This window comes from Halopseudomonas sp. L-58 (genome assembly GCF_056859475.1).
Window position 1 is genome coordinate 20,330 of record NZ_JBSXON010000030.1, and the last position, 6,933, is coordinate 27,262.

The 6,933-nt window shown below is 61.3% G+C and carries 3 protein-coding genes; all 3 read right to left on the minus strand.

From position 1 onward, the window contains the following. Positions 1-18: 18 nt before the first annotated feature. From AC13EY_RS02205 to AC13EY_RS02215, 3 genes are read right to left on the minus strand one after another with little or no spacing between them, the layout of a single operon-like run. Positions 19-3,168 carry an efflux RND transporter permease subunit gene (locus AC13EY_RS02205; protein WP_228247586.1) on the minus strand — a complete coding sequence of 1,050 codons (3,150 nt, stop codon included), beginning with the start codon at positions 3,166-3,168 and terminating at the stop codon, positions 19-21. Beyond that, positions 3,165-4,625: an efflux RND transporter periplasmic adaptor subunit gene (locus AC13EY_RS02210; RefSeq protein ID WP_228247587.1), complete on the minus strand. Its 1,461-nt coding sequence runs from the start codon at positions 4,623-4,625 to the stop codon at positions 3,165-3,167. The genes AC13EY_RS02205 and AC13EY_RS02210 overlap by 4 nt, the downstream gene beginning before the upstream one ends. Beyond that, entirely contained in the window at positions 4,622-5,884 is a 1,263-nt protein-coding gene (locus tag AC13EY_RS02215; RefSeq protein ID WP_088277992.1) for a TolC family protein, read from the minus strand. Before AC13EY_RS02215 ends, AC13EY_RS02210 begins: the two co-directional genes overlap by 4 nt. Positions 5,885-6,933 lie beyond the last annotated feature (1,049 nt).

Sequence of the window (6,933 nt, forward strand, 5' to 3'; positions counted from 1 at the left end):
TTGCCCGGGTTTGTAAAGCTATAGCTCCTGCGGTGCGCGAACCTTCTGTGTACGCTGCCTTCGCATCAGCCAGTACGCGGCCGGCAAAACCAACATGGACATCAGTGGCGCGGTAATCATGCCGCCGACCATGGGCGCGGCGATGCGCTTCATCACTTCGGAACCGGCACCGCCGCCCCAGAGGATCGGCAGCAGGCCGGCGATGATCACGGCCACCGTCATCACCTTAGGCCTCACGCGCAGCACCGCGCCCTCACGAATGGCCTCAAGCAGGGCCGGATCACCGCTGCGTCCAGAGTCCAGCCGAGCATGCCAGGCGTTCCTCAGATACAAGAGCATGATCACCCCGAACTCGGCCGAGACGCCGGCCAGGGCGATGAAGCCCACGCCGGTGGCCACCGACAGGTTGAAGCCGAACCAGTAGAGCAGCCAGATGCCGCCCGACAGGGCAAAGGGCAGGGTGGCCATGATCAGCAGGGCCTCGCCGAAGCGGCTGAAAGTCAGGTAGAGCAGCACGAAGATAATCAACAGAGTCGCCGGCACCACCCAGGCCAGCCGTGCATTGGCGCGCTCCAGGAACTCGAACTGACCGGAGTAGGAGACGGTCATGCCAGCATCGAGTTGTACCTGCTCAGCTACGCGTTGCTGCAACTCGCGCACGGTCGATGCCAGGTCGCGCCCACGGACATCGACATAGACCCAACCGGACAGACGCCCGTTCTCGCTGCGCAGCATCGGCGGCCCTTCGGTCAGACTAACCTGGGCGACGGTGCCCAAGGTGATCTGCTGGCCGGCTGGGGTGAGGATCGGCATACGCCGTAGTGCCTGCGGACTGTCTCGCCACTCCTTGGGATAGCGCAGGTTGATCGGGAAGCGGGCCAGTCCTTCAACCGTCTCACCAATATTGCTGCCGCCGATGGCGCCCGATACCACCGCCTGCACATCGGCGATGCTCAGGCCATAGCGCGCCGCGGCCAGTCGATCGATCTGGATGTCCACGTAACGGCCGCCAGTAAGGCGTTCTGCCAAGGCCGAACTCACCCCAGGCACCTCTTTGGCCACGGCCTCGATATCGCGCGTTATGCGCTCGATGTCGACCAAGGAGGTTCCGGACACTTTCACCCCAATGGGGCTCTTGATCCCCGTCGCCAGCATGTCGATGCGGTTGCGGATGGGCGGCACCCAGATATTGGACAGCCCCGGAACTTTTACCGCGCGATCCAGTTCCTCGATCAGCTTTTCGGGTGTCATCCCCGCGCGCCATTGATCGCGTGGTTTGAACTGCACCGTGGTCTCGAACATTTCCAGCGGTGCTGGATCGGTGGCGGTCTCTGCTCGCCCGGCCTTGCCGAATACCCGTGCCACTTCGGGCACCGTGAGGATCATCCGGTTGGTTTGCTGCAGCAGCTGGGTGGCCTTGCTGGCCGGCAAGCCGGGCAGGGCTGATGGCATGTACAACAGGTCGCCCTCGTCCATCGGCGGTAGAAACTCTCCTCCGAGTCTGCTGAGGGGCCAGAGACTGGACAAAAACACTAGCAAGGCCAGCGCTAGGGTCACCTTAGGCCAAGCCAGCACCCACTCCAGCACCGGCCGGTATGCACCGATCAGCCAACGATTCAAGGGGTTCTGTTGTTCGCTGGGGATATGCCCACGAATCCAATAGCCCATCAGCACCGGTACCAAGGTGATCGAGAGGCCAGCAGCGGCAGCCATGGCATAGGTCTTGGTGAATGCCAGCGGGCCAAACAGGCGACCCTCCTGGGCCTCCAGGGTGAAGACCGGGAGGAAAGACAGGGTGATGATCAAAAGGCTGAAGAACAGCGCCGGCCCGACCTCGGCCGCAGCTTCGCCGATCACCCGCCAGTGCGCCTCGCCCTGAAGCGGTTCACCGGGGTGTCGAGCCTTCCAGGCCTCGATGTGCTTGTGCGCGTTCTCGATCATCACCACGGCGGCATCGACCATGGCGCCGATGGCGATTGCGATCCCGCCGAGCGACATGATGTTGGCATTAACGCCCTGGTAGCGCATGACGATGAAGGCCATCAGGATGCCCAGGGGCAGGGTGATGATCGCGACCAGCGACGAGCGCAGGTGCCAGAGGAAGATCAGGCAAACCAGGGCAACCACCGCGAACTCTTCCAGCAGCTTGTAGCTGAGGTTATCGATGGCGCGGTCGATCAATTGCGAACGGTCATAGGTGGTGACCACCTCGACGCCGGCCGGCAAGCTGCCCTTCAGGCTGTCCAGCTTGGTCTTCACCGCGGCGATGGTATCGCGGGCATTCTTTCCGGAGCGCAAGATGACCACGCCACCTACAACTTCACCCTGGCCATCCAGCTCGGCAATGCCACGACGCATCTCTGGCCCCAACTGAATGGTGGCCACCTGACCCAGCAGCACCGGAACTCCGCTGGCCGAAGCCCGCAGCGGCACATTGCGGAAATCCGCCAGGCTCTCTAGATAGCCTGAAGCCCGGACCATGTACTCGCGCTCTGCTAGCTCCAGGATGGCGCCGCCGGTTTCCTGATTGGCGCTCTTCAGCGCCGCTTCGACCTCCTGCTGAGTTACCCCATAAGCCACCAGCTTCTGGGGATCGAGCAGCACTTGGTATTGCTTGACCATGCCGCCGAGGGTGGCCACTTCGGCTACGTTGGGCAGGCTCTTGAGTTCGTACTTAAGGAACCAGTCCTGCAGTGCCCGCAGCTGGGCAAGATCATGCTGGCCGCTGCGGTCGACCAAGGCGTACTGGTAGATCCAGCCCACGCCGGTGGCATCCGGCCCAAGGGTGGTGGTAACACCCTCGGGCAGGCGTTCCTGCGCCTGGTTGAGGTACTCCAGCACCCGCGAGCGTGCCCAGTAGAGGTCGGTATCGTCCTCGAACAGCACATAAACGAAGGAGTCGCCGAAGAACGAGTAGCCGCGCACTGTCTTCGCCCCCGGCACCGAGAGCATGGTGGTGGCCAGCGGGTAGGTCACCTGGTTCTCGACAATCTGCGGTGCCTGCCCGGGGAAGCTTGTGCGGATGATGACCTGGGTGTCGGACAGATCCGGCAGTGCATCCAACGGCGTGTTGCGCAGCGACCAGATGCCCAGGGCGGTGATGAACAGGGTGGCCAGCAGTACCAGGAAGCGGTTGCCGATAGACCAGTGGATCAGGCGCGCGATCATGGCTGGTCTCCTTCCTTGCGGAGCTGCTCGATCAGCAGGCCGGAGTTTGTCTGACGTGCGGCGATGCGTACGTGATCTCCTGGCTTAAGTCCCACAGCTACTTCGGAGCTGACCAGAGGAAAAGCCATGGTCATACCTGGCATATTCAGGCTCTCGAAGGGGCCATGCTCCAGGGTGACTTGTTTCCCGTCCAGTGCGCGAATAACGCCGTGAGACACATGCAGCCCCTCCGTGCTGTCCTGTTCTGCATTGCCGGCCAGGATGCCCTGCAGGCTGGCTTCCGAATCGATGAGGAACTGGCCGGAGGTAACGACCGCCTGACCTTCCTCAAGACCGGACAACACCTCCAGACGCCCATCGGCCTCGCGGCCCAAGGTGATTTCCTGGGGGCGGTAGCGTCCGTCGCCTTCGGCCAGCATCACCAATGCACGCTTGCCGGTGCGAATCACGGCTTCACTCGGCACAAGAAGCGTGGATTGTTCGACGGCACTGTTCAGGCGTACGGCGGCGAACATGCCGGGGCGCAACTTACCGGCAGGGTTGGGTAGCTCGCTGCGTACCGTGAGCGTGCGCGTTTGCGGATCGGCACTCGGCAGCAAGGCTATGACGCGGCCCAGCAGCGGTCGATCAGGAAAGGCCGTCAGGTTGGCGCGGATCTCGTCCCCGACCTGGATACTTCCGGCCATGGCCTCGGGTATCGCCGCATCGAGCCAGACACTGGATAGCCCGTTAATCAACGCCAGATCCTGCCCGGCTTCGACGGTCATCCCGGCGCGTACCTGCAAGGCTTGGAGCTCGCCGCTGATAGGTGTGGTGAGGGTTTGCACCGCCCGTGGTTTGCCGCTGCGGCGGACCTGCTCGATCAACGTTTGAGGCATGCCAAGCAGGCGCAGGCGCTCTTGGGCCGCACTTATCAAGCGAGTGTCAGCGGTACGCAGTACCGCCAGGAACTCCAACTGCGCGGCGGACCATTCGGGAATCAGCAGGTCGACCAGGGGGGCTCCGGCAGGCAGCACATCGCCCGGGGCGCGACCGTAAACCCGCTCGACGAATCCGCCGGCGCGGGCCTGGAGGTTCGCCACTTCTCGCTGGTTATAGGCCAGGGAACCCACCGCCTCGATATCCGAGGGCAGTACACCTCGGATCACCATCGAGGTTCGCATTCCGAGGTTCTGCACGGCTTGAGCGGGGATGCTCAGGACAGACGGATCCTGCTCGGATCCTGCGTATTTAGGGACAAGTTCCATATCCATGAAAGGTGACTTGCCCGGTTTATCGAAGCGCTGCTCAGGCTGCATAGGGTCGTACCAATAGAGCACCTTGCGCTCGTCCGTCGGTGCGGAGCTAGGCAGTAGCTCGTGTTTGGCTTGCCGCAGGGCCAGCCAGTAGCCACCGCCCGCCGCGCCAATGCCCACGGTCAGCACGGCGACCGCAAAACCAAATGTCGATATCTTCATTTCAGGCCCTCCACATAGGCGTAGTACAGGCTTGCGGATAGCTGGCTCAACTTGCGCTGCTGTTCAATCTGCCGCAGCTGCGCCTCAATCAGGTCGCGCTGGGCAGTAATAACGGATGTGAGCTGGCTGTTACCGGCTTGGTAGGCGGCCAGTTCGAGATCGGCACGTTTGCTTGCAAGCGGGATCAAGGTTTTTTCGGTGCGTGACAAGGTCCTGCGCAGTTGCTCAAGCTCGGCAATACCGCCTTCCAGCTCAGCCTGATGGGCGCGCAGTAATGCTTCCTGCTCGGCTTCCATCTGCGACACGCTTTGTTGTCTGGCGTTGATCTTGGGCCCCTGACGTGTGCCTACGAACAACGGCAGGTCGAACGTGAATTGCACCATCACCATATCGCCGAACTGGTTGTCGCGATTGTTGTAGGCAAACTCAACACCCCAGTCGGGGGTCTTCTCGGCGATGGCCTCGTTCAGCTCGGCGCTAGCCTCGCCGACTCGGGCGGAGGCAGCGCGCAACTCAGGGTGTGAGGCAATGCGTTGCTGCAGGTGCGGTGCCACCAGGTTCAGATTGGGAACACCTCCTTGCAAAGGCTGGTCAGCCTCGTTGCCTATCCAGCGGCGCAGCTTGGCACGAGCTACTGCCACATCGCGATTCAGTTCATCTCGCCGATCTTGTAACGCCAAAGCTTCCTGGTCGGCCTGCAACAGCTCGCCAGGCTGAGCACTACCGCCGGCAATCAGCGATTGCACGGTCGAGCGGAGCATCTCGATCTGACGGTCCAGTTGATCGAAGAGGCCAACACTGCGTTCGGCGTAGTACACGTCCAGCCAGCTCACTGCCGTCTGGCGCTTGATTTCCAACTGCATGGCACGCTGCTCGGCCTCGGCCCGCGTCATGGAGGCTTCGGCCAGTTGGCGACGGGCCAGACGCTTGTCGCCGTTTGGTACCTCCTGCATGAGTCCAATGCGGCGCATGGTCATGGAGTCACGATTAAGTGTGTAACGGTCAGGGCCTTCGATCGGCAGGTTGTCGATGCCTATAATCAGCTTGGGATCGGGCAAGGCGTCTGCGGGCCCTACAGCCTGCTGTGCCGATGCCACCTGCGCCTGGCGCGCGAGGTTCTCAGGGGCACTCTGTTCGGCCAGAGCTTGGGCTCGTTCGAAGGTTAGGGGCTGTGCCTGCGCGGCAAGCCAGGGAGCTGCCCAGAATGCGGCAGCCAACACGCCGAGATAGCCACGGCGTGGAAAAAGGAAAGCGGACATGCTTTCGCCTCCAATGCGATTGATCGAGGTCGCAGCTACGAAACGTGGTCGCGACGATGCGCCTGACTGTAAGGCGCGGGATGATCACGGCATTAGACGAAACGAGGAGGGCGCCAGAGTCCTGCGGGCTCTCGCTTAATCACCGACTGGGTCAGCAATATCTCGGGGCGTGAGGGGAGAGGGGATATGCTCTTGATCACGGTGGTCTGGAGAAGTCCTCCGGTCTTGCATTCCTGGCCGGATTTGCAGGGAGACTTATTGGCCACCCCATCAGACGTGTCCATTTGCTCGCAGCACGGAGCATCGGCCGTTGCATGGCCCTGATGATCGGCGCTCTGCATCGGGCAAGGTTGTGCCGGCATGCTGAAAGCCATACCGCCGAAGGTCGGCAGCACGAGGCTAGCAATCATTACCAGGATCAATCCAATCCGACGCACAGCAATTCACCAAGCGGGGCTATAGGGCGACTATAGCAGATTGCCTCGAGGCATGAGCGCTCCTTTTGACGATAACAGCACTTCGTTGATTTGGATCAAATAGAGTGTCTAATCTCAAAGGGGGAGCTGATTTTGTAGCGGGTGAGATTTCAATCGAGCAAGCGATAGAGTTCAGGCCAAAGAGGATTCTATAATCACTCTATAATTAGCTATAAAGCTCACCTCCCAGCCCCAATGTAGGTCCGCTAATGGCCGATTCTGTTGAAAAACTCGGTTCAACGCGAGTAACGACCTGTTCAGCAGTTGCCGCCTGAGCGGTTATCGCGGCATTGAGTGACCTTCAGGTGTTTCGATGGGCTCTTTTGCCCGGGTTTGAGGGTTAATTCGAGGGCTTGTGCAGCGAGTGGGCGCACCTATCCCGTATGCGGTGGGCCCTGAGGCAATAGCTTCGCCATGCGCCGCAGGTTCTGCACTGAACCGCCCCGGGTTTCGCGGAGGCTTCAACTCCTGAGAAGATGAAGCCATGAACAAGACAAACAAGTTTTCCCCTGAAGTCCGTGAACGAGCCGTGCGGATGGTGCAAGAGCATCGCGGCGACTATCCCTCGCTGTG

What these genes read in the sequence shown, in the direction of transcription:
- AC13EY_RS02205 (WP_228247586.1), bottom strand. Translation starts at nt 3,168, where the DNA reads ATGATCGCGCGCCTGATCCACTGGTCTATCGGCAACCGCTTCCTGGTA.
- AC13EY_RS02215 (WP_088277992.1), bottom strand. Translation starts at nt 5,884, where the DNA reads ATGTCCGCTTTCCTTTTTCCACGCCGTGGCTATCTCGGCGTGTTGGCT.
- AC13EY_RS02210 (WP_228247587.1), bottom strand. Translation starts at nt 4,625, where the DNA reads ATGAAGATATCGACATTTGGTTTTGCGGTCGCCGTGCTGACCGTGGGC.